This is a genomic window from Haemophilus influenzae, from assembly GCF_001457655.1.
Classification (GTDB): domain Bacteria; phylum Pseudomonadota; class Gammaproteobacteria; order Enterobacterales; family Pasteurellaceae; genus Haemophilus; species Haemophilus influenzae.
In genome coordinates, this window is sequence record NZ_LN831035.1 from 1,854,960 (window position 1) to 1,876,235 (window position 21,276).

The window sequence follows — 21,276 nt, forward strand, 5'->3', positions numbered from 1 at the left end:
GGATAATTATGGAACAATATGGTTTTTATTTTGATTCTGAACGCTGCACAGGCTGTAAAACTTGTGAATTAGCCTGTAAGGATTACAAAGATCTTGGCACAGAAGTCAATTTTCGTCGTATTTATGAATATACAGGTGGTCAGTGGAATCAACAAGCAGATGGATGCTGGCATCAAAATATATTTGCTTATTATATGTCTATTTCTTGTAATCATTGTGCAGATCCTGCTTGTACAAAAGTTTGCCCAACTGGTGCAATGCACAAAAATGCAGATGGTTTCGTGATCGTCAATGAAGAAATTTGTATCGGTTGTCGTTATTGCCATATGGCATGTCCTTATGATGCACCGCAATATGATGCACAAAAAGGTCATATGACAAAATGTGATGGATGTTATTCTCGCGTAAAATCAGGTCAAAAACCGATTTGTGTTGATGCCTGCCCACTACGCGCATTGGATTTCGCTCCTATTGATGAACTTCGAGCAAAATATGGCACACAAGCCTCCATCGCACCACTACCACCGGCTGATATCACTCAACCAAATTTAGTGGTAAAACCCAATAAACACGCTCGTTTAAGTGGCGATACAAGTGGGTTCTTAGGAAACCCAAGAGAGGTGTAAGATGAATACAGGATTATATGAACTGCCACTAGTATTTTTTACAGTTTTGGCACAAAGTGCGGTCGGTGCTTGGCTTGTTTTCACATTTGTACTATTAAATGAGAAAAATACAAAAAGTCGCACTTATATTCATAAAGTAATGTTTGTGATTTTGGCTTTGCTAGGTATTGGATTTATTGCTTCCATTATGCATCTTGGCTTACCTATACGTGCATTTAATTCACTTAATCGAGTCGGCTCATCAATGATGAGTAATGAAATTGCCGCTGGTGCAATATTTTTCGCATTAGCAGGTTTCTACTGGCTGATTGCAATTTTAGGTAAAATGCCAGTTTCACTTGGAAATGTATGGCGAATTGTGACCGCCCTTATCGGCATACTATTTATGTATGTAATGAATCAGGTTTACCATATTACAAGCATACCAACTTGGAATAATGCATTAACCTCTTGGTCATTCTATCTTACCGTTGTATTAGGTGGATTAACATTGAGCTATGCGTTATTAATCCCTAATAAACAACGTGAATATCAGCTTCAGCATCTGCCAAGTTTATTTGCCATTGGAGTATTATTGGTCGCAATAGTAGCCATATATCAAGGCTTCAATTTACACAATATTCACAGTGCTATTCAAAATGCCGCTGACCTCGTACCAAATTATGCCATAATGACCGTAACTCGCTTATGTTTACTTTCCATTGTAGCTTTCCTCTTATTCCGAGTGAAAAACATAGGACTATTAGGTATTTCCGTTCTATTAACGTTAGTAGCTGAAGGCATCGGTCGCGTATTATTTTATGGATTACATATGACTTACGGTATGGCGATTGGTGGTTAAATTATGTTGAGGCGTATAGCATACGCCTCAATTTTTAAAAACGTTAATTAGTAATATTTAACCAACCCTCATATCCCCATTCACTAATGACAAATTGTTTTCGGAGATACTATGCAAAATACTCTTCAACAAATTTCTATTTATGGACGTTTACTCGGTGCAGTATTTTACTATGAGCCTAATGATGCACGACTTACTGATATTTTGACATTCTTTCGCCAACCAAATTGGATGCAAGAATGGGAAATTTCATTTGATGTAAAAACACATAAAAAAATTACCGCACTTATTGAAAAAGGGCTGCAACAAAATATCAATGAACAATATCAGTATTTATTTATTGGTCCAAATGAATTACCTACGCCACCTTGGGGATCCGTATATCTTGATCCTGAATGTGTTATTTTTGGTAATTCTCTCTTAGCATTACGAGATTTCTTACAACAACATCAAATCGCATTTCAAACACAACAAGATGAACCAGAAGATCATATTGGCTTAATGCTAATGCTTGCTGCATATTTAGCAGAAAATCGACCGCACTTATTAATCGAATTTCTACGTGAACACTTCTTAACTTGGGCGTATCATTTCCTTGAACAACTAAGCAAAATAGAAAATTCTGATTTTTATCAAGCTCTTGCATTACTTACCCTAAAAACTTTACAACAATGGCAAGTAGATTTACATATTAATATACCGACAGTAAGATTTTATCGATAATGAAAAACGAAGCCTATTATCAGGCTTATTTAAGCCACCATCACATTTCTCGTAGAGGACTATTGCGTCATATATTTCCAGCTACAAAATCAACAATAGAAAAAACGCAGTTTCGTCCTCCCTTTTCAGCACGAGAAGATTTATTTTCCGCCGTCTGCAATGGTTGTGGGAAATGTGCTTCAGCTTGCCCTAATGGTTTAATTCAACTAAAACAGCAACAAGCCACCCTTGAAATTAACTACGCACCTTGTGATTTGTGTGGTAAATGCGCAGAAGTTTGTCCGACAAATGCATTGCACCTTAATTTCCCAGCAGATACATTACTTCGTCCACAATTTTCCTCAGCCTGTTTAATTCAAAAGAATCAAACTTGTCTAGACTGTCAAACCGCTTGCCCACAACAAGCAATCTCCAGCACTTTAGAGATTGATAATGAACGTTGCAATGGGTGCGGAGAATGTAAAATTACCTGTTTTGTCGCAGCCATTACACTTAAATAAAAAACCTTAATTTTCCACCGCACTTTCCTTCTAACATTTGACACCCCTAGCCCTTACACCTATTATTCCGTAGTTATTTATTTAAGATTTACGGAACAAAATAATTATGGTGAATAAAACCGCTCAACTTAAACAAGCTCTAGAAAATCGCATTCTCATTTTAGACGGTGCGATGGGGACGATGATCCAAAAATATAAACTGACCTAAGCCGATTTTAGAGGCGAGAAGTTTAAGAAAAGTGCGGTCGATTCTGTCGCAGAATGGTGCACTTGGCCAGTGGGAGAACTTTTAAAACACGCCCTTGTGAAAGGGATTACCACTTGCCAAACATTACCAAGCCCACTAGATGTGATTGAAGGCCCGTTGATGGCTGGCATGGACGTAGTCGGCGATTTATTCGGCGATGGTAAAATGTTCCTGCCGCAAGTGGTGAAATCCGCACGCGTGATGAAACAATCCGTGGCGTATTTAGAGCCGTTTATTAACGCCACCAAACAAAAAGGTTCCAGCAACGCTAAAGTGGTGATTGCAACCGTAAAAGGCGACGTGCACGATATCGGTAAAAACATCGTAAGCGTGGTAATGCAATGTAATAACTTTGAAGTCATTGACTTAGGCGTGATGGTGCCGGCGGACAAGATCATTCAAACTGCTATTGATGAAAAAGCGGATATCATCGCATTAAGTGGCTTTAGTGGTGAATGGGCAGATTACGTGCCACCAACGCCAAAACAAACGGGCATTGTGGAATTTAAAAACGTACCAATTGCCGAGTTGCGCAAATTTATCGACTGGTCGCCATTCTTCCGTATTTGGGGCTTGATGGGCGGCTATCCGGATGCCTTTGATTATCCTGAAGGTGGCAAAGAAGCACGTAAAGTATGGAATGATGCGCAAGTGGTTTTAGATGAATTAGAGCAAAACCACAAACTCAACCCAAGCGGTATTTTAGGCATTTTCCCTGCAGAACGTGTGGACGATGATGTTGTGCTATTCTCTGATGAAGAACGCACGAAAACAATTGGCACCGCTTACGGCTTACGCCAACAAACGGAACGTGGTAAAAACAGCAAGAGCCCATTTAACTTCTGCTTAAGCGACTTTATCGCCGATCGCGAAAGCGGTAAAAAAGACTGGTTCGGCATGTTCGCCGTCTGTGCGGGTGTTGAAGAAATGGATTTAGTAGAAGGCTATAAAGCTGCAGGCGATGACTACAATGCTATCTTACTACAAGCTGTGGGCGACCGCTTAGCTGAAGCAATGGCGGAATACCTACACTTTGAGCTTCGCACCCGCATTTGGGGCTACACGCAAGAAGAATTTGACAACCAAGGGTTAATTAATGAAAATTATGTTGGCATCCGACCTGCACCGGGTTATCCAAGCTGCCCGGAACACACGGAAAAAGCCCTGATTTGGGATTTATTAGAAGTCGAACAATGCATCGGCATGAAACTCACCGAAAGCTACGCCATGTGGCCGGCAGCTTCCGTCTGCGGTTGGTACTTCACCCACCCGGTAAGCAATTATTTCACCTTAGGTCGCATTGATGAAGACCAAGCTCAAGGTTATGCCAAACGTAAAGGTTGGGATGAGAGAGAGATGATGAAATGGTTGGGTGTGGCGATGAAGTAAAATTTATCTAAATGGAAATAATAAAAATGGATTCATCAAGCATTTTAGAATTAGAGCATCATGATGCCAAAGCGTTTTTCTTAAAACATGAAAGTTATTGTAATATTGATTTACCTAGATATTTTTCATTTACAAACTTATTACAAAAAATCTCAGAAGAATTATCAGATAAGAGCCTATTAAACTTTGATCGTAACACGCATAACAATGCTAACCAAAGACCTGATATTGCAAATAATGAGATGGTAAATCATCTCATATATGCCAATAAAGATGGAAAACTCTCTTGGAGACCACTACAAATTATCCATCCATTAGTTTACGTAGATTTAGTTCATAAAATCACAAAAAAAGATAACTGGGAGAAGTTAAAAAAGCGCTTCAAAGAATACCAAAACAATCCCCAAATTGAATGTCTTAGTATCCCTGTGAAGTCCAATAGTCAATTAAAGGATAAAGCTAAACAAATCCTGAAATGGTGGGAGTCAGTGGAACAAGAGTCTATTTGCCTTTCACTTGAATATGAATATGTTTTTGATACTGATGTGGCTGATTGTTACAGCTCTATATATACTCATTCCATAGCATGGGCTATAGAAGGTAAAGACATAGCAAAAAAGAATCATAGATTAACGCTATTAGGAAACTCTATAGATAAAAAAATTCAGAACTGCCAATATGGGCAAACTAATGGAATCCCACAGGGCTCTATCTTGATGGATTTTATTGCTGAAATGATATTAGGCTATATCGATATACTATTAAGTGAAGAGTTAAAAAATAAAGGGATTTCAGAATATAAAATATTACGCTATAGAGATGATTATAAAATTTTTGTTAAAAATCATAGCGATGGAGAAAATATATTAAAGTATCTATCAGAAATAATGATGTCTTTTGGATTAAAATTAAACTCTAGTAAAACTAAAGGTAGTCAAGATATAGTTACTCAATCAATAAAAAAAGATAAACTAGCTTGGTTAAAAATTGCTAATAATACAAAAAACTTACAAAAGAAAAGCTTAATTATTAGACAGCATAGTATTGAATACCCTAATTCAGGAAGTCTTAATTCAGCACTAAATGAATTTGATCAAGCTATAGAAAAAGAAAATAAGCAGAAAATTTATTTAAGTTTAGAAGAACTTATTAATTCATTAAACACTTCTAATAATAGTATAGAAAAACTATCATCAAATACAAAACAAGTAATAAGTATTATTGCTGATATTGCATATTGTAATCCTAAAGTAATACCTGTTTGTTGTTCTATTATTAGTAAATTATTTACTAAGTTGGAAGACTCAGAGCCTATAAAGAGGCTCGTTTATAATAAACTAATAAGAATGCCAAATTCTGGCTTTGCCCAAATATGGATGCAAAGAATGCTAAAATCTGATCTAAATAATTTTAATTTCTCAGAAAAAATGTGTAATCTGTATAAGGGAGAAATTTCTTTATGGAATAATGATTGGATAATTTGTTCAAATATGTTAAGTATCTTAAAAGACACTCCCGTATTTCAACAGGATGAATTTTCTCAATTAAGTAATACTATGTCTAATGACGAAGTCTATATTTTTGATTATTAATATTCTTCTATGATGGCACAAGCGTCCTCGCTTGTGCCTATCAACTGAAAGTGCGGTCAAAAAAGCTAAAGAATTTTGAATATTGGTTCTGCCTACGATTATGCGTAGAATTCACAATGTTTTTATTAAACAGCACCAGCGTGGATGCTGGCGCTATCTTTCTTTATTAGCACAATCTGTTGGTGCACGCTTCCTAGCGTGTGCCTAATTTCACTAAAAAACACCTGAAAAACTAACCGCACTTTATTTACTTTCTAGGGCACCGTTAGGAAACGCGTGCCAGCATAAACATTAATCACTAAAAGTGCGGTGAAAATTTTCAACGTTTTTAGACTTATTGCAACAACCAATCCACCACATAAATCACTTCAATCCCATCAATTTCTGTTTGTTCATAATATTTCCCCGTAATTAAAATCTTTTTATAGTTATCTTTAATATGCAAAAGATTATCTGTTTCGTGGGTATTTTCAGGGATTTCAAAGGCGACTTGTACATATAAAATTTCATCAGCTTTTCGGGCGATAAAATCAATTTCTTTGCTGTCGAGTTTACCCACATCAACGGTATAACCTCGTCTAAGCAATTCAATAAAGACAATATTTTCTAGGCGATTGGCATAATTCGCGCCTTTTTTGCCGATAGCGTGTCGTCTTAAACCGTTATCCACAATAAAATATTTCGCATTGGTTTTTAAATAGCCTTTTCCGCGAATATCGTATTGTTTTGCTTTATAAAAAAGAAAGGCATTTTCTAACAAATCAAGATATTTGCTTATGGTGTGATTTGAAGTGGGAACACGTTCGGACGTGAGCGTGTTGCTAATTTTGCTTGGATTCACCAACTGCCCTACGTTATCCGCTAAAAAGAGAATTACACTTTTAAGAATATGCGTGTCTTTCACTCCAGCTCGGTGGGCAATATCATTTAGCACGATGGAATCAAAAATACCCGATAAAATCGTTTCTTTTAAAGGCTCATCAGCCATCACAACGCTGGGGAAACCGCCATATTTTTCATATTCCGAATAGAGTTTATCGACCAATCTTGATTGGCTATCCACATTTTTGGCGTGCAAAAATTCTTTGAAAGAAAGCGGGTAAATTTTGATTTCTACATACCGACCGCTTAACAACGTCGCAAGCTCACCGGAAAGCAAGTTGGCATTGGAACCTGTAATCACTATATCGGTGTTAAAACTTACGCGAAGCGCATTGACGATTTTTTGCCAACCTTCCACAAACTGAATTTCATCAATCAGAAAATAGATTTTCTCTTGAGAAGACGGCATTTTTTCTTGAATAAGCTGTTGGAAGTCTTGAGCGTCTTTCACCCATTGATATTCAAAAGATTCAAAATTGAGGTAAAGAATATTTTCAGGGGAAATTCCTTGTTGTTGAAGGTAATCACGGTATTGCATGAGTAGCACTGATTTACCAGAACGACGAACACCAGAGATGACTTTGATAAAATCAGTATCTTTAAATTGAATCAGTTGCTGTAAATAATTTTCACGAGAGATCATAGTTTTACTCATTGGAAGTTAATTTCATATTTGTAAAAAGTGTACAAAAATTGGAAGTTAATTTCCATATTTTATTTTTTTGTGTGTGTTTGGAATTACATTTCCAGTTTTTATTGCATTTTTTAGTCTCATTCCAATCCCTTGCACAGTCCCCAATTTTCGCTATCATACGCGCTTTCTTATTTTTCGGAATTTTGTATTTATGAATAAATTAAAGATGGCATTGCTTGTTGTTTTCCTTGTGAGTTTATTTGCTTGTACTACAACACATCAGTCGAAGAAGACTGTTAAATCTCGATTTTTAAAGAATAATAGATTAAATAAGATTTCTATCATTAATATCTATACAACATAAAAATTCATTAAATCTCTCTTGATATTCTCCCTATAATGGTGTTAAATCGCTCACATATTGTGAGGTTATATCTAATTAAAGTTATGTGTCAATTACTCGGAATGAATTGCAATACGCCAACGGATATTGTTTTTTCTTTTGAAGGTTTCCGTCGTCGTGCAGGTTTAACAGATTGCCATTCAGATGGCTTTGGAATCGCGTTTTTTGAAGGACGTGGTGTACGTATTTTTCGTGATAATCAAGCAGCCAGTCTTTCCCCCATCGCAGATTGTATAAAACAATATAATATTAAATCTCTTAATGTTATTGCGCATATTCGTAAAGCAACACAAGGCGAAGTCAATATTGAAAACACCCATCCGTTCATTCGTGAAATTTGGGGACAAAACTGGGTTTTTGCGCATAATGGTAATTTAAAAAACTTACCAGATATGACAGATCATTTTTTACAGCCAATAGGTTCTACAGATTCTGAAGCTGCTTTCTGTTATATGGCTGAATATCTTAAAAATACTTTCCGCAAAAAACCAAGTGAAATGGAAATTTTTGAAGCAATTCAAAAAGTAACAAAAGAACTTGCTCAACACGGTACGTTTAATTTCATTCTTTCTAATGGCGAGTGGATGATTGCACATTGCTCAACAAACTTACATTATGTTATGCGAAAAGCACCTTTTGGCAAAGCTCACCGTATTGATGATGATGGAGTAATTGATTTTAGCTATTATGCAAAAGCAGGAGATAAGGTCAATATCATCACAACATTTCCTTTAACCAAAAATGAATCTTGGACAAAAATGGAAAATGGTGGATTTGTGTTTTTTAAAAATGGAGAGAAAATCGCCGAAGTTATTGGGACGCCAAAAGAAGCGATTGATGATGGTACTTTAGGTAATAGGACAATAAATTCTGCTATTTAAATGTCAATGTAAATAAACTTCCCCTTATTTTTATAAAAGAATTTTATATCTTTTATAAGAATTATAAAAATCAAAAACCTCTAAAAATGAAATAAAAAGGTAAGAATAGAAAATACTATTCTTACCAACTAAATCTTCAATATTTTTATAAAGCAATATTCAAATAAGGAATATGAATATCTAACCAGCGATAATCCAAAGTCCACCTAGAAGATCAAGCATAAAATTGTTTAAAAACAATAAGATAAACATAACGACCATCGGAGAAAAATCAATCATTCCTAATGTAGGTAATAATCGACGGATTGGTTTTAAAAGTGGTTCGGAGAGTTGATAAAAGGCATAACTTATAGAATTATTACCTCGATTAAACCAACTTAAAACAGCCCCAATAAAAAGCACATAGAAAATAGCTAAACCAATGCTTTTCAATACAGTTAATACGCCCAATACTAAGAGTACATTTACTGATAAGCCAAAATAAATAATACCTTTTAACATACCAATAATAAATACAAGCAGTAATGCGGAAGTATCGATATTTTTCACAGTAGGCGCAATTTTACGCAGAGGTTTTAATATTGGATCAGTCATTTTGACTGCAAATGTTGAAACAGGACTGTAATAATCCACACGAGCAAACTGCAACCAAGCTCGTAAGATTACTACAAGTGCGTAAAGATTAATAATTGATCCGATAAATAATGCGGTTTGGGATAATTCCATCATAACCATCCTTTTCTTCTAAAATAAATATATGGTGTCAGTGCGGCTGCGATCATTAATCCAATTGCCATTGGATAGCCATATTTAAAATGTAATTCAGGCATAAAATCAAAGTTCATACCATAAGTGGATGCAACTAATGTTGCAGGAAGGAACATCACAGAAACAACTGAGAAAAATTTCATAATTTTGTTCTGTTCAATATTGATGTAACCCATTGCAGCTTGCATTAAAAAGTTTACTTTTTGGAATAATGATTCATTATGCGGTTGCAAAGATTCAATATCTCGTAAGATTTCTCGTGCTTGTTCTAACTGATTAGTTGGTAAGCGAGTTTTGCGAACCAAGAAACCTAATGCACGTTGAGTATCCATCAAGCACAAACGAACTTTTGAGCTGGTGTCTTCTTGTTCCGTGAGTGTATTTAATGCTTCATCAAAGGCTTCATCTTGTTTTCCGTTTAAAATAACGCGACTTAACTCTTCCAAATCTGCATAAATATTTTCAATCACGTCCGCTAATTGCTCAATTTTCGTTTCAAATAAATCCAGTAAAACTTCATAGGAATTGCATTCTAACAAACGCTGGCTACGTGAACGCATACGGTATAAACGGAATGCGGGTAGCTCGCGATCACGCAACGTAAATAAACGACCATCACGAATAGTAAAAGCAACGCTCGCTAAATCAGCATAATTGTCTTCATCTTCGCAATAAAAAAATGAGTGAAGGTGTAAACCATCTTCATCTTCAAAGAAACGGGCGGAAGCTTCGATATCTTCCAGTTCTAGAAAAGATGCTAGGCTCTGACCTAAGCCTTCTTGTAGTATTTCACGTTCTTCGCCTGTCGGCTCAAGTAAATCAAGCCAAATGGCAGTATTGAGATCAGTTTGGTCTTCGTCAATACGAACCAAGCGGGAATCATTGATAGCAAACGCATTGATCATTTCATACTCCTTATAGGATTATGAACAGCTAACAGTGAACAAATTAAAGAAGAAACGAAAGTGCGGTAAAAAATCGCAAAGTTTTCGTTAAGAGATGCCGAAACAACGGTAAATTTACCGGCGAACGCACGCCGATAATAAAAGGCGAGCGTCTAGAGCGATATTCGGTATCGACTATGACTGTCCAAAGTGTGTGTCCTTCTCGTTAAAAAATCGGGCGAATGTTACGCTTGAAAGCGGTGTTCGTCAAGTTTTATCAAAAAACTATGGCAACATTTCGCCCTTATTTGAAAAACTAATCTCTAAAATTATTAAATTGGAATGGCTGACCTAATTCAGCACTTTTTACAAGTTGAATCACTGCTTGTAAGTCATCGCGTGACTTACCTGTCACACGCACTTGTTCGCCCTGAATTTGAGTTTGAACTTTGATTTTAGAATCTTTTACTAATTTAGTAATTTTCTTCGCCATCTCTGTTTCAATACCCTGTTTAAGCTTGATTTCTTTACTGTAAAGTTTACCGTGGTGTTCGCTTTCTGCTGGAATATCTAAAGAACTGTGCTCAATACCACGTTTAATGCAAGATCCAATTAAAATCTCAATTAATTGTTCAAGTTGGAAATCAGATTCTGTGGTGATTTTAATCGTTTCATTTTTTTCATTTAATTCAATTACCGCTTCGACACCACGAAAATCATAACGCGTGCTAAGCACACGGTTTGCATTTTCCACTGCATTACGAACTTCGTGTAAAGTAATTTCAGAAACAATATCAAAAGATGGCATAGTCTTCTCCCATTTTATTAAATTCGATCATTGGCACTTAGAAGGCATAAAAGTGCGGTTAAGTCGGCGAAGTTTACCACAATTTGCGCTTGTTGTTGCACTTTAGGTTTAGCATGGAACGCAACACCTAGTCCCGCCACATTCATCATTGCCAAGTCATTTGCACCGTCGCCGATAGCAATAGAATGTTGGGAATAAATACCGTATTCCTCTAACAAATGTTGCAATGTTTTAGCTTTATATTGGGCATCAACCACATCGCCTTTAACTAAGCCTGTGAGTTTTCCATCTTCAATATCAAATTGATTTGATGCAGCAAAATCAAGTTGCAATAAGGCTTTCAAATAATCCGCAAAATAAGTAAATCCGCCTGAAGCAATTGCAGTTTTCCAGCCATATTTTTGTAAGGTTTGGATCGTTTCAACTAATCCAGACATTAGCGGTAAATTCTCTCTAACTTGCTGCAAAATGCTTTCTGGCGCACCTTTTAATGTACCCACTCGACAACGCAAACTTTGCTCGAAATCTAATTCCCCCCTCATTGCACTTTCCGTAATCGCAGAAACAAGTTCGCCAACACCCGCTAGTTTCGCAATTTCATCAATACACTCAATTTGAATAGCGGTAGAATCCATATCCATCACCAACAACCCTGCTTGAGACAATTTAGGGCTGAAATCTAATTTAGCAATATCCACTTCAACATCGTGAGCAAATTTAATGAAATCAGAAAACCATTGACCTTTCAATAAGACGATAATATTTTTCGCTACCATCCAAACATCAAAAATCTGAAAATTTTGACCGCACTTTTGTTGAAATTTTTCTAGCTTAGTTATGTCCAACTTTGTGCCGTATAAGATAAAAGGCTCTCCGTTCTGTATAGGCTCCTCATTAGCCAAAAGTGCGGTAGGAAATTGTGGATATTTTTGTGTAATACTTTCGAAACATTGAATTTGCATAAAAATCCTGTAAGTTGTGGCGACTAAAAAGATTTTAACCGATGTGAATTGAAAAAGTGAAAATAATTAAAGAAAAACTACTCAATGATACTTGCAACGATTATTTCGCTAAGCCTAGCGATATTTGGCGTTATCTTATTTGGTGTAAAACAAGTATTTTTTAAGTCATTATCGCTGTTCTTATCATAAACTCAAAGAGAAAAAAGTGCGGTAAATTTGACAATAAAATCTAGTAGTATGCGTTTTCATCAATGTCGTCGTAGAATTTGATTATTGTCACAAACTATTAAATTGAGTGCGGATTTTTGCTAAATTTCCTTCAGAAATAAGGTAGAATGTGCAAGATTATTTTTCAAAACGAATTATCACAGGAGAACAAAATGGCAACTCGTAGACAATTAGCCAATGCAATTCGTGTCTTAGCAATGGATTCTGTACAAAAAGCGAAATCTGGTCACCCTGGTGCACCAATGGGGATGGCGGATATTGCTGAAGTATTATGGCGCGACTTTTTAAAACACAATCCAACCAATCCTAAATGGGCTGATCGTGACCGTTTTGTGCTTTCAAATGGACACGGTTCTATGTTGATTTATAGTCTTTTACATTTAACTGGCTATGATCTTTCTATCGAAGATTTAAAACAATTCCGTCAATTACATTCTAAAACCCCAGGTCACCCAGAATATGGTTATGCACCTGGTGTTGAAACCACGACTGGCCCGTTAGGTCAAGGTATCACTAATGCGGTGGGTATGGCAATTGCTGAGAAAACCTTAGCTGGACAATTTAACCGTGAAGGCCATGAAATTGTCGATCACCACACTTATGTGTTCTTAGGCGATGGCTGTTTAATGGAAGGGATTTCTCACGAGGCTTGCTCTTTAGCAGGAACATTAGGTCTGGGTAAACTAATCGCATTCTACGATGACAACAATATTTCCATTGATGGTCATGTTGATGGCTGGTTCAGTGATGACACCGCCGAGCGTTTTGAAGCTTATGGCTGGCAAGTAATCCGTAATGTAAATGGTCACAATGCAGAGCAAATTCGCGCTGCTGCCGTTCTTGCTCAAGCAGAAAAAGAAAAACCAACGTTAATTATTTGTAAAACCATCATTGGTTTTGGTTCTCCAAATAAATCAGGTTCTCATGATTGCCACGGTGCGCCATTAGGCGATGAAGAAATCGCTTTAACCCGCAAAGCACTTGGTTGGGAATATGCGCCATTTGAAATTCCAGCTGAATACTATGCTGAATGGTCGGCAAAAGAGAAAGGTGCTGCAGCAGAAAAATCTTGGGAAGAAAAATTTGCCGCTTATGCAAAAGCCTATCCTGAATTGGCAGCAGAATTTAAACGTCGTGTTTCTGGCGAATTACCAACAAACTGGGCGGCAGAATCTAAAGCGTTCATCGAAAAATTACAAGCAAATCCAGCGAGTATTGCAAGCCGTAAAGCATCACAAAATGCCATTGAAGCCTATGCACACCTATTGCCAGAATTTTTAGGTGGTTCTGCAGACTTAGCAAGCTCCAACTTAACCTTATGGAGTGGTTCAAAACCGATTCGTGCCCACGAAAACGTAAGTGGTAACTACATTAACTACGGTGTTCGTGAATTTGGTATGTCTGCCATTATGAACGGCATTGCCTTACACGGCGGTTTCATTCCTTACGGCGCAACCTTCTTAATGTTCTACGAGTATGCTCACAACGCAGTACGTATGGCAGCATTAATGAAACAACGCACATTATTCGTTTATACCCACGATTCCATCGGTTTAGGCGAAGATGGACCTACACACCAACCAGTAGAACAAACGGCTTCACTACGCTTAATTCCAAACCTTGAAACATGGCGTCCATGTGACCAAGTTGAATCAGCCATCGCATGGCAACAAGCGGTTGAACGTCAAGATGGCCCAAGTGCGTTAATTTTCACTCGTCAAAATCTTGCTCAAATGAACCGCACTTCTGCACAATTAGATGCGGTTAAACGTGGTGCTTATGTATTAAAAGACTGTGATGGCACACCTGAGTTAATTTTCATTGCGACAGGTTCTGAAGTGGAATTAGCAGTGCAAGCAGCCGAAGCATTAAGTGCTGAAGGTAAAAAAGTACGCGTTGTTTCTATGCCAAGTACTAACCGTTTCGATAAACAAGACGAAGCATACCGTGAAAGTGTATTACCTGCAGCGGTAACCAAACGTGTTGCGATTGAAGCGGGTATTGCTGACTTCTGGTATAAATACGTTGGATTCAATGGTCGTGTTGTCGGTATGAATAGCTTTGGCGAATCCGCACCAGCAGATCAATTATTTAAACTCTTTGGTTTCACTGTTGAAAACGTGGTAGCAAAAGCGAAAGAAATTCTTTAAGATTAAACTAAACTAGCTCCTTGATATTCAAGGAGCTTTTTTATTGGCTATTGAAAATTATTGTGAGATATGAAATAAAGAAAGGAATAGATTTATACTTAATTTCTCAGCTTTCTAACGCAAACTACAACTTTTTATTTTCTGCAGTTTCTGGCTCTAAATCTAATTTTGCCATCAATAACTGATCGCCATCTTCTTCTGGATTATCTGTAACAAGTAATTTATCGCCATAGAAAATCGAATTTGCCCCCGCCATAAAACACATCGCTTGCATTTCTTCAGTCATACCACTACGACCTGCAGAAAGGCGAACATAACTTTTTGGCATAGTAATACGTGCAACAGCAATCGTTCGCACAAACTCCGTCCAATCTAATTCTTCCGCATCGGCTAACGGTGTACCTTCAACCTTAACGAGTTGATTAATCGGCACTGACTCAGGTTGCGGATCAAGATTTGCAAGGCTCGCGATTAATCCAGCCCGTTCTTTACGGGTTTCATTCATCCCCACAATGCCACCACAACACACTTTTAATCCAGCTTTGCGCACTTTTCCTAAGGTACTAAGACGATCATCAAAACGGCGAGTACCAATCACTTCTGCATAATGTTCTGGTGCGGTATCAAGATTATGATTGTAATAATCTAATCCAGCTTCTTTTAAATCTTCCGCCATACCGTCTTGCAATAAACCAAAGGTACCGCAAGTTTCTAAACCAAGTGATTTCACGGCTTTAATAATTTCTGTGACTTTCTCAATATCTTTTGGCTTAGGGCCTCGCCAAGCAGCCCCCATACAGAAACGTCCCGCACCACGTGCTTTCGCAATTTTTGCTTTAGCGACGATCTCATCAACATCTAATAACTGCTGATTTTGTACGCCAGTATGATAACGGGCTGATTGAGGGCAATAACTACAATCTTCTGGGCATCCCCCCGTTTTGATAGACATTAACGTGGATAACTGAATCGCGCGAGGATTAAAATGCTTACGATGAACTTGCGTTGCTCGGTAAACTAATTCCAAAAATGGCGTTTCAAATAACGCCTCAACTTTGCAAACAGACCAATATTCTACACTTGGATGAGGTGTAATAGAGTTAATTTGTAATTTTTCCGCTAACATGTTTTTCCTTTGAAAGTGCGGTTAAAAACACCACGCTTTTTATACTTTCTTAATTGATGAATTAGTGTATATGGTAGAAACAATCAATTCAACGTTATGAATGAAACTAATTTTACACCCCTTTTTGCAATTGACTTATCTGACCATTTTCCACCACTAACACTTGATCTATCGAACCGATTAATTCCGATGGTTGGTGGGTAACAAGTAGCAATGTTAAATCTTTCTCGTCACAAAGTTTAGCGATTAAAGCCAGCATTTCTACCCGAAGTTTCTGATCTAATGCAGAAAAAGGCTCATCTAATAACAAAATTGGCTTATCTCGCAACAAACAACGCGCCAATGCCACTCGTTGTTTTTGCCCCCCCGAAAGAGAATTCGGTAAACGCTCTAAATAATCGCCCAATCCTACGGAGCAAGCGGCCTGTTCAATTTTTTCCTGCTCAAGTGCGGTTAATTTTAAAGAGGGTTTTATTCCTAAGGCAAGATTTTGTTGTACAGTCAAATGGGGAAATAAGTTATTTTCTTGAAATAGCATGGAAACAGGACGCTCGTAAGGCGCACTACGCGTATGATTTTTATCGTTTAACCAAATTTCTCCTTGAGCAGGAAATTCAAACCCAGCAATTAAATTCAATAAGGTACTTTTCCCCGCCCCACTTTCGCCAATAATTGCGACACGTTCGCCAGCCTTAACGTTCAAATTAAAGCACATTGGTAAGGTTTTATCATTCAAAATCACATTATTTAGATAAATCATCAGCATCCCTATATGTGTGAATAAAGGCAAACAATATGCCACAAAGCAATAATAAAATCCCTGCGGTTACAGCGGCATCTTGATTACGATAATTACCTAACTGCTGATATAACAAATGCGGTAAAGAAGTAAACTCTTGATTGCCAAATAACGCAATAGCCGTAAAATCGCCGAGAGATAACGCCAAACCTAAAGCAAAAGCATAACGCAACGGTGCGCGCAAGGTTTTCCACTCAATCAGATAAAAACGTTGCCAACCCACAATTCCCAAACTGTTACACAGATTTTCGTAATAACGCATATTATTATGAAAAGGTGCGCTCAAAATACGTAAAACAAAAGGCATTGCACTTAACGCATTGCAAAATACAACGATAATAAACAAATCAATATTCGAAAAATCACGCTCTTGTAATAATAAAAATAACCCCATTGCGAGTACTAAAATCGGGATTGCCAAAATTACCATTCCTGCATTAATAATAAATTGAGCGATTTTCTGATAATGTAACCATTCTAAACGGCGTGATAAAAGCAATAAGGCAATCGCCATCGTTAATGCAAGTAATGCGGACAAGGGTGCGATAGAAAGTGAATAACCTAACGCACGCCAAAGTTGAGAATTATGCCAAACCTTGAGTAAACTTGATGAACTCAATGCGCTAATAAGAATATTCAAAACTGGCGAAAAAAGGAAAAAGACAAAAACAATTAAAACAAAAACATAGAAAATTTTGACCGCACTTTTAGGTTTCACAAACCAAATATTACTATTGCTCAAGCCATTTTGATTAGAAGGCGAAAAACGAGATGTTAAACTAAATAAAAGCAAGCAAAATACAAATTGCAACATAGCAAAGAGTGCCGCTTTCGGCAGATCAAATTCAAATAAAATCGCTTGGTAAATTGCTGTTTCTAATGTTGTATATTGAGGCCCACCACCTAACGTAAGAACAACGGTAAAACTGGTAAAGCACAGCATAAAAATCAAGCTAAATGTGGGCAAACATTGCTGACGAAAAACAGGCCATTCCACCAATTTAACGAATTGCCAACCTTGCAAATTGAGCTGTGCTGCAAGCTGACGTTGCTGATAAGGGATACTTTGCAAACTTTGTAAGAAAAGCTGTGCTGCCAGTGGGATATTGAAAAAAAGATGGGCAATTAAAATACCCGACAGTCCGTAAATATGCCCCTGCCACGACATTCCAAAAAGATTAGCAAACCAAGCTAACCAACCGCTTGAACCATAAATACCGATCAAACCAAAAATTGCCACTAAAGCAGGTAAGACAAAAGTTAGCGACATTAATTTTAACAACCACTTTTTTCCAAAAAATGGCTTATAAAATAATGCCCGAGCGAGAAGTAAACCAAAGAAAATAGATAAAACGGTAGAAAGTAAAGCTTGCCCAAAACTGAAAAGAATCAGATGCTGTAGGTAATCATCAGTAAACCAAGCTCGCCATTGCAATTCATCGCCCAATGTAAAGATCGAACTTAAGGCACTACCATAAAAAAGAATAATGAAACTAATGACAACAACCCCGCCCGCATAATGACGAGGGCGAAGTTGTGGATGATGAAATAACGACAACATCAAATTATTTTGTTAATGTAGTTTGCCAAGTGCTGATCCAATTTTTTAACTGCTCAGCATTCACTGTTGGATTAATTGGCGTTTGAGTTTTTTGTTGAACTTTCAGTGCATCAAAGTGCGGTTCAATTTCGCCTTGAATAACTGGCAACATAATATTGGCTGTCACAATATGTTTTTGTGCTGTAGGCGAAATTAAAAATGCCATAAAATCATCCGCACATTGATTTGGATGGTTGGCAACTCGCGCCGCTAATTCCACTTGAGTAATATGCCCTTCCGCAAAATCTGTCGCCGCATAATTATCTTTTTTCTCAAAAAGTTGATGATAAAGTGGCGATGTGCTGTAACTTAATACTAAATCCGCTTCGCCTTTTAAGAATGCACCGTAAGTATCTGACCAGCCTTTACCCACTGTTACCGTATGCTTATCTAAATTTTTCCAAGCAGATTGAATTTTATCTTCAGGATAAATTACATTCATCCAAACCAATAAACCACGTCCCACACTGCTGGTGCGAGGATCTTGATAAATCACACGAAGATCTTGGCGTTCAACTAATTCTTTCAAACTTTTCGGCGGATTTTGTAATTTGGTTTTATCGTACACAAAAGCATAATTACCGAAATCGAAAGGTAAGAAGGTCTTATTTGTCCATTTTGTTGGTAAATCAAGCTGAGTTAAATCCACGTTATTTGGTGCAAAAATACCTGTTTTTTCAGCTTGTTCCAAAAAAAAGTTATCTAAACCTAGCACAATATCCGCTTTTGTTTTCTTTCCTTCCAAGCGAACACGGTTGAGCAACACTCCAACGCTTTCAAAAGGCGTAAAATTAATAGTGCATTGTGGGTGTGCTTTTTCAAAATCTTGTTTTACTTTTGGCCCAGCACCCCATTCAGAAGTGAAAGAATCGTAGCTATATACGTTCACACTTTGCTGTGATTGTGCTAATGCAGCAGTGGAAAAAAGTGCGGTAGAAATTAAGGTTAATTTAAGAAGTTTCATTATTACATCCTTATTTATGATTAAAAGGCAGCAATAATGACGAAAAGGAGATAAGGTTATATTCCTAGTTTCCTACGTCAGTATTAACTGTTTCAGGTTCACGGGTATGATCTCAGCGTATTGCACCCCGACTAGGCTTGCTAGTGTATTAAAATTTACTCAAGTTGCCAACGGCTTTTTAATGTATTCTGTGTGTAAAGAATAAAAAAGCCCTGTAAAACAGGGCATTCATTGGAGGTTAGAAAATTAAAAGATTATACGATCACGATTTTTCTCTAGTGTTGCTTTGCCAATTCCTTGTACTTCTAAAAGCTGTTCTACATTAGTAAAATTACCGTGTTTTTCACGATATTGCACAATAGCTTCCGCTTTTTTCGCACCAATGCCAGTTAGGGATTTTTGAATTTCACTGGCAGTTGCTATGTTAATATTCAATTTATCTCCCATCATAGCTGGTGCTACTTGTGAATCCGTTTGAGTGGTCACAACAGCTTGAGTTGTTTGCTCAACCACCTTGTCTTCAGCAAAAGTGGAACCAGCTGCAAGTGACCCACACAATACAAACGAAGTGAATAATGTTTTCATTAATTTCATAGAGGTTTCCTTATAATATGAACCGTTGATCAACAATCAACACACACATTTTTTCCTGCCTTGCAAAAAACCTCAAGAACCTGACCGCACTTTTGCGATCTCGATCTCAAAAATTCTTAATTTGAATGAAAAAAACAAAGGACTTATCATTGACGATAAGCCCTTAGTATTAATTAACTTCTTTTATTCTCAACTCTTTTGGCACTTCAAAGAACATATTTTCTTCTAAACCTTGCAGTTCTTCTATAGTATCCGCGCCAAACTCTTTTAAGCGAGAAATAATCGATTGGACTAATTCTTCTGGTGCAGAAGCACCAGCTGTAATCCCAATGGTTTTTACATCATTAAACCAATCATCTTGAATATCGGAAGGATCATCAAGAAGCTGTGATTTAATCCCCATTCGAGACGCCAATTCAGCTAAACGATTTGAATTTGATGAGTTTTTAGACCCCACAACCAACACTAAATCTGATAATTTAGCCAATTCTCGCACCGCTTCTTGACGATTGGTTGTCGCATAACAAATATCGTTTTTATGTGGCCCTTGAATAGCGGGATATTTTTCTTTTAATGCAGCAATAGTTTCTGCTGTATCATCTAGCGATAAAGTGGTTTGCGTCATAAAGGTTAAATCATCATTGTCTTGCATTGGCAAACGTGCAATATCTTCTACTTTTTCAATCAAGAAAATTCCGCCATCTTCATTACTATACTGCCCCATTGTGCCTTCAACTTCAGGGTGTCCTTTATGTCCAATCAAAATCGCTTTTGTTCCCTTTCGACTTGCACGAGCAACTTGCATATGTACTTTGGTCACCAAAGGACAGGTTGCATCAAATACTTTGAGATTGCGGTCTTTCGCTTCTTGTCGAACGGCTTGAGATACGCCGTGCGCAGAAAAAATCACGATCGCACCATCAGGTACCTCGCTTAATTCTTCCACGAAGATCGCACCACGATCACGCAATCCGTTCACAACAAATCGGTTATGCACCACTTCATGACGAACATAAATCGGTGCGCCATGAATTTCTAAGGCAAGTTCAACAATACTAATAGCACGGTCTACACCGGCACAGAATCCTCGTGGATTGGCTAAAATTATCTTCATTTCTGACCGCACTTTTCTACTTGTTTATCTTGTACTTTTTTCTTTTCGCTCTTAAACGCATCCAATGCTAACAACCCTGCGCCAATACAAATGGCAATATCAGCGATATTAAACACTGGATAATGATAAATATCCCAATAGAAATCAAAGAAATCCACGACGAAACCATTGTAAGCTCGATCTACCATATTCGCTAATGCACCACCAATAATCAGTGCATAAGCAGAATTTTGGATTTTTTGTTCAGCATTATTTTTTACTAAAAAATAAACCAACATGCCTGAAATAGCCAACGCTAACAAAATAAAGAAATATTGTTGCCAGCCACTATGATCCGCTAAGAAACTAAATGCCGCACCATAATTGCGGACATAGGTAAGATTGAAAACAGGCAGCACATTAACACTTTCATACAAATCAAATTTTTGTACCACAATGTATTTAGTGAGCAAATCAACCACGAAAGCGACCGTACTTAACCATAAAAACGAAAGCCCTGATTTTTTGGACATACTATTTCCCTTTTAAAAAAATTCCGCTCATTCTAGCACAAGCCGATAA

The 21,276-nt window shown here is 37.3% G+C and carries 19 protein-coding genes, 2 pseudogenes and 1 riboswitch; of the genes and pseudogenes, 9 read left to right on the forward strand and 12 right to left on the reverse strand.

Going from position 1 to position 21,276, the window contains the following annotated elements; genetic code table 11:
* Nucleotides 1-8 precede the first annotated feature (8 nt).
* From AT683_RS09140 to AT683_RS09165, 6 genes and pseudogenes are all read left to right on the forward strand, one after another.
* Nucleotides 9-626 carry a DMSO/selenate family reductase complex B subunit gene (locus tag AT683_RS09140; protein ID WP_038441398.1) on the forward strand — a complete coding sequence of 206 codons (618 nt, stop codon included), beginning with the start codon at nucleotides 9-11 and terminating at the stop codon, nucleotides 624-626.
* Between the two features lies 1 nt (nucleotide 627).
* Nucleotides 628-1,467, forward strand: a complete 840-nt coding sequence (locus AT683_RS09145) for a dimethyl sulfoxide reductase anchor subunit family protein (protein ID WP_038441400.1) — start codon at nucleotides 628-630, stop codon at nucleotides 1,465-1,467.
* Between the two features lie 111 nt (nucleotides 1,468-1,578).
* The gene (gene dmsD / locus AT683_RS09150; protein ID WP_011272354.1) at nucleotides 1,579-2,190 is read left to right on the forward strand and encodes a Tat proofreading chaperone DmsD; all 612 of its coding nucleotides are present in this window, start codon (nucleotides 1,579-1,581) and stop codon (nucleotides 2,188-2,190) included.
* Complete coding sequence (gene napF, locus AT683_RS09155) at nucleotides 2,190-2,690, forward strand: ferredoxin-type protein NapF (protein WP_058222237.1); 501 nt, start codon at nucleotides 2,190-2,192, stop codon at nucleotides 2,688-2,690. The genes dmsD and napF overlap by 1 nt, the downstream gene beginning before the upstream one ends.
* A 214-nt stretch (nucleotides 2,691-2,904) precedes the next feature.
* Nucleotides 2,905-4,326: pseudogene (locus AT683_RS09160) on the forward strand (vitamin B12 dependent-methionine synthase activation domain-containing protein); the annotation flags it as partial.
* 26 nt (nucleotides 4,327-4,352) lie between these two features.
* Nucleotides 4,353-5,918: an RNA-directed DNA polymerase gene (locus AT683_RS09165; RefSeq protein ID WP_005659310.1), complete on the forward strand. Its 1,566-nt coding sequence runs from the start codon at nucleotides 4,353-4,355 to the stop codon at nucleotides 5,916-5,918.
* Between the two features lie 334 nt (nucleotides 5,919-6,252).
* On the opposite strand, the gene AT683_RS09170 is transcribed toward AT683_RS09165, so the two are convergent.
* A complete protein-coding gene (locus AT683_RS09170; RefSeq protein ID WP_032824907.1) occupies nucleotides 6,253-7,455 on the reverse strand; it encodes an ATP-binding protein in 1,203 nt (400 codons plus the stop codon).
* Between the two features lie 67 nt (nucleotides 7,456-7,522).
* On the opposite strand from AT683_RS09170, the pseudogene AT683_RS10025 reads away from it, so the two are divergent.
* Together AT683_RS10025 and AT683_RS09175 are read left to right on the forward strand one after the other, a co-directional pair.
* A pseudogene (locus tag AT683_RS10025) lies at nucleotides 7,523-7,756 on the forward strand (hypothetical protein); the annotation flags it as partial.
* A 125-nt stretch (nucleotides 7,757-7,881) separates the two neighbouring features.
* On the forward strand, nucleotides 7,882-8,718 hold the full coding sequence (locus tag AT683_RS09175; RefSeq protein ID WP_005647819.1) for a class II glutamine amidotransferase: 837 nt from the start codon (nucleotides 7,882-7,884) through the stop codon (nucleotides 8,716-8,718).
* 180 nt (nucleotides 8,719-8,898) lie between these two features.
* Here AT683_RS09175 and AT683_RS09180 read toward each other — a convergent pair whose 3' ends face one another.
* From AT683_RS09180 to serB, 4 genes are all read right to left on the reverse strand, one after another.
* Nucleotides 8,899-9,444, reverse strand: a complete 546-nt coding sequence (locus AT683_RS09180; protein ID WP_005655992.1) for a YggT family protein — start codon at nucleotides 9,442-9,444, stop codon at nucleotides 8,899-8,901.
* Nucleotides 9,444-10,391 (reverse strand): magnesium/cobalt transporter CorA, encoded by a 948-nt coding sequence (gene corA / locus AT683_RS09185; protein ID WP_005655990.1) that lies wholly within the window; start codon nucleotides 10,389-10,391, stop codon nucleotides 9,444-9,446. Before corA ends, AT683_RS09180 begins: the two co-directional genes overlap by 1 nt.
* Before the next feature lie 295 nt (nucleotides 10,392-10,686).
* A complete protein-coding gene (locus AT683_RS09190) occupies nucleotides 10,687-11,178 on the reverse strand; it encodes a YajQ family cyclic di-GMP-binding protein (protein ID WP_005651674.1) in 492 nt (163 codons plus the stop codon).
* Nucleotides 11,179-11,195: 17 nt separating this feature from the next.
* Nucleotides 11,196-12,140 carry a phosphoserine phosphatase gene (gene serB, locus AT683_RS09195; protein WP_005655988.1) on the reverse strand — a complete coding sequence of 315 codons (945 nt, stop codon included), beginning with the start codon at nucleotides 12,138-12,140 and terminating at the stop codon, nucleotides 11,196-11,198.
* 380 nt (nucleotides 12,141-12,520) lie between these two features.
* On the opposite strand from serB, the gene tkt reads away from it, so the two are divergent.
* A complete protein-coding gene (gene tkt, locus AT683_RS09200) occupies nucleotides 12,521-14,518 on the forward strand; it encodes a transketolase (RefSeq protein WP_005688349.1) in 1,998 nt (665 codons plus the stop codon).
* Between the two features lie 124 nt (nucleotides 14,519-14,642).
* Here tkt and bioB read toward each other — a convergent pair whose 3' ends face one another.
* From bioB to lspA, 7 genes are all read right to left on the reverse strand, one after another.
* Entirely contained in the window at nucleotides 14,643-15,644 is a 1,002-nt protein-coding gene (gene bioB / locus AT683_RS09205) for a biotin synthase BioB (protein ID WP_005655985.1), read from the reverse strand.
* A gap of 112 nt (nucleotides 15,645-15,756) precedes the next feature.
* Complete coding sequence (gene thiQ / locus AT683_RS09210; protein WP_038441405.1) at nucleotides 15,757-16,404, reverse strand: thiamine ABC transporter ATP-binding protein; 648 nt, start codon at nucleotides 16,402-16,404, stop codon at nucleotides 15,757-15,759.
* Nucleotides 16,388-18,004 (reverse strand): thiamine/thiamine pyrophosphate ABC transporter permease, encoded by a 1,617-nt coding sequence (gene thiP, locus AT683_RS09215; RefSeq protein WP_011272346.1) that lies wholly within the window; start codon nucleotides 18,002-18,004, stop codon nucleotides 16,388-16,390. The genes thiQ and thiP overlap by 17 nt, the downstream gene beginning before the upstream one ends.
* A gap of 4 nt (nucleotides 18,005-18,008) precedes the next feature.
* Nucleotides 18,009-19,007 (reverse strand): thiamine ABC transporter substrate binding subunit, encoded by a 999-nt coding sequence (gene thiB / locus AT683_RS09220; protein WP_011272345.1) that lies wholly within the window; start codon nucleotides 19,005-19,007, stop codon nucleotides 18,009-18,011.
* Between the two features lie 52 nt (nucleotides 19,008-19,059).
* Nucleotides 19,060-19,147: riboswitch (TPP riboswitch) on the reverse strand.
* Between the two features lie 106 nt (nucleotides 19,148-19,253).
* Entirely contained in the window at nucleotides 19,254-19,601 is a 348-nt protein-coding gene (locus tag AT683_RS09225) for a helix-hairpin-helix domain-containing protein (RefSeq protein WP_005690826.1), read from the reverse strand.
* A gap of 169 nt (nucleotides 19,602-19,770) precedes the next feature.
* Entirely contained in the window at nucleotides 19,771-20,715 is a 945-nt protein-coding gene (ispH, locus tag AT683_RS09230) for a 4-hydroxy-3-methylbut-2-enyl diphosphate reductase (protein ID WP_005659294.1), read from the reverse strand.
* A complete protein-coding gene (gene lspA / locus AT683_RS09235; protein ID WP_038441408.1) occupies nucleotides 20,712-21,227 on the reverse strand; it encodes a signal peptidase II in 516 nt (171 codons plus the stop codon). The genes ispH and lspA overlap by 4 nt, the downstream gene beginning before the upstream one ends.
* Between the last annotated feature and the right edge of the window lie 49 nt (nucleotides 21,228-21,276).

Bases quoted from the DNA above. Each gene is read 5' to 3' on its own strand.
- thiB (WP_011272345.1), bottom strand. From the start codon at position 19,007: ATGAAACTTCTTAAATTAACCTTAATTTCTACCGCACTTTTTTCCACT.
- AT683_RS09165 (WP_005659310.1), top strand. From the start codon at position 4,353: ATGGATTCATCAAGCATTTTAGAATTAGAGCATCATGATGCCAAAGCG.
- AT683_RS09190 (WP_005651674.1), bottom strand. From the start codon at position 11,178: ATGCCATCTTTTGATATTGTTTCTGAAATTACTTTACACGAAGTTCGT.
- AT683_RS09175 (WP_005647819.1), top strand. From the start codon at position 7,882: ATGTGTCAATTACTCGGAATGAATTGCAATACGCCAACGGATATTGTT.
- corA (WP_005655990.1), bottom strand. From the start codon at position 10,391: ATGATCAATGCGTTTGCTATCAATGATTCCCGCTTGGTTCGTATTGAC.
- thiQ (WP_038441405.1), bottom strand. From the start codon at position 16,404: ATGATTTATCTAAATAATGTGATTTTGAATGATAAAACCTTACCAATG.
- thiP (WP_011272346.1), bottom strand. From the start codon at position 18,004: ATGTTGTCGTTATTTCATCATCCACAACTTCGCCCTCGTCATTATGCG.
- AT683_RS09170 (WP_032824907.1), bottom strand. From the start codon at position 7,455: ATGAGTAAAACTATGATCTCTCGTGAAAATTATTTACAGCAACTGATT.
- AT683_RS09140 (WP_038441398.1), top strand. From the start codon at position 9: ATGGAACAATATGGTTTTTATTTTGATTCTGAACGCTGCACAGGCTGT.
- dmsD (WP_011272354.1), top strand. From the start codon at position 1,579: ATGCAAAATACTCTTCAACAAATTTCTATTTATGGACGTTTACTCGGT.
- napF (WP_058222237.1), top strand. From the start codon at position 2,190: ATGAAAAACGAAGCCTATTATCAGGCTTATTTAAGCCACCATCACATT.
- AT683_RS09225 (WP_005690826.1), bottom strand. From the start codon at position 19,601: ATGAAATTAATGAAAACATTATTCACTTCGTTTGTATTGTGTGGGTCA.
- bioB (WP_005655985.1), bottom strand. From the start codon at position 15,644: ATGTTAGCGGAAAAATTACAAATTAACTCTATTACACCTCATCCAAGT.
- ispH (WP_005659294.1), bottom strand. From the start codon at position 20,715: ATGAAGATAATTTTAGCCAATCCACGAGGATTCTGTGCCGGTGTAGAC.
- tkt (WP_005688349.1), top strand. From the start codon at position 12,521: ATGGCAACTCGTAGACAATTAGCCAATGCAATTCGTGTCTTAGCAATG.
- AT683_RS09145 (WP_038441400.1), top strand. From the start codon at position 628: ATGAATACAGGATTATATGAACTGCCACTAGTATTTTTTACAGTTTTG.
- lspA (WP_038441408.1), bottom strand. From the start codon at position 21,227: ATGTCCAAAAAATCAGGGCTTTCGTTTTTATGGTTAAGTACGGTCGCT.
- serB (WP_005655988.1), bottom strand. From the start codon at position 12,140: ATGCAAATTCAATGTTTCGAAAGTATTACACAAAAATATCCACAATTT.
- AT683_RS09180 (WP_005655992.1), bottom strand. From the start codon at position 9,444: ATGGAATTATCCCAAACCGCATTATTTATCGGATCAATTATTAATCTT.